At 67.2% G+C, this 1,427-nt stretch carries 1 protein-coding gene; it reads right to left on the bottom strand.

The window, feature by feature from the left end; translation table 11 throughout:
- Window positions 1-114: 114 nt before the first annotated feature.
- Window positions 115-1,296: an acyl-CoA dehydrogenase family protein gene (locus AB0M59_RS53570; protein ID WP_364632166.1), complete on the bottom strand. Its 1,182-nt coding sequence runs from the start codon at window positions 1,294-1,296 to the stop codon at window positions 115-117.
- Window positions 1,297-1,427: the final 131 nt, after the last annotated feature.

Here is a 1,427-nt window from a genome sequence, read left to right as displayed (position 1 = left end):
AGCGTGCACGAAAAACCCGAAACACAACATGCACGCAGCGTGAGCATCCCAAGCCCCCACCGCCCCAGCAACTCCCGTCGTGCGCACACAAACGGGGTCAGGTGAGGGCCGCCGTCAGATGTAAGGCGTGTCCGGCTCGAGGCCACAAAGGACCCGGCCGTAGAGCTCGGCGTTGGTCGTCGGGCTGATCAGCGCGTGGAGAGCGGCGGCTCGCAGATCGTTAGCGATCCGCTGGATCGGCACGTCGCGGTACACCGACGCTCCGCCACTGGCCGACGCGAAGATTTCGACGGCGGACTGGGCAAGCGCGCAGACCGTACCGACATCCGCACGGGCGCGGGCGCGCTCCTCCAGCTTCCACGGCGAACCGTCGGCGGCCTTCCGGTCCACGGTCTCGGCGAGCCGGATCGCGTGGAACTCCGCCTGGTCGATCTTTTGCGACGCCTCGGCGACCTGCAGATGGGTGATGGGAGCCGAACGCTGGCTCTCGTAGCCGGTGTAAGCGATCCTGCGGTACGGCAGGCGCTCGAAGAAGACTTCGCGCCCGCCCTTGGCGAGGCCGACGAGCGTGCCCACGGTGGACGCGGTCGCGACCGGCAGCAACGGGGCCCGGTACATCGGGGTCTTCGCGCTGTTCGACGACACGGGTTGGCCCTGGAGCACTGCCGGTAGAGGCAGGAAGCGTTCGGTGGGGACGAACAGGTTCTGGGCGATGGTCGTCAGGCTGCCACTCGCCTTCAGGCCGTTGGCGTACCAGTCGTCGACGGTGTCGAGATCCGCCATTGGCACGAGGGCCATCACCGGATACGGCTCGCCGTCTTCGGGGGTGAGCACGGCGATGATCATCTGCCAGTGCGCGTGGTGAGCACCGGAGATGAAGCCCCACTTGCCGTTGACGACGATGCCGCCGGGTGCCGGGCGGGCCGCCGCCGACGGGCTCAGCGTGCCGCACACTCGGACGTCGGGCGTGGCGAAGACCTCGTCCTGCACCGCGTCCGGGAACATCCCGACCATCCAGCCCGGAATGGTGTAGACCTGAGCGACCCAGGCGACGGAACCGTCGCCCCGGCCGAGCTCGGTCGTGACGTCGACAAGCGTGCGGGTGTCCACTTCGTAGCCGCCGTAACGAGCAGGCGTCCGAAGCCGGAACACGCCGGCCTCGGTTAGGGCTTCGATCACTTCGGGTGCCAGTCTTCGCTCTTCCTCCGCGCGGTCGGCTGTGGAACGGAGCAGCGGCACCAGTGCGGTGACGCGCGCGACGAGCTCGTCCCGGGACGGGGCTTCAGTGGTCGACACGGTGCCTCCAAACTTTTCTGTGGGTGTCATCGGGGTTAGTTGTGGTTTAGAGGCGTCGTTTGTTCTGGGCGATGAGTTTTTCCAGATCGGGGATGATGTCGCTGGGGCTGGGCATGGCGAGCCACTCGTTG

The sequence above is a fragment of the Amycolatopsis sp. NPDC051371 genome (genome assembly GCF_040682155.1).
Classification (GTDB): Bacteria; Actinomycetota; Actinomycetes; order Mycobacteriales; family Pseudonocardiaceae; genus Amycolatopsis.
The sequence above is the reverse complement of the archived record's forward strand: the minus strand, read 5'-3'. Positions and strand labels throughout refer to the sequence as shown.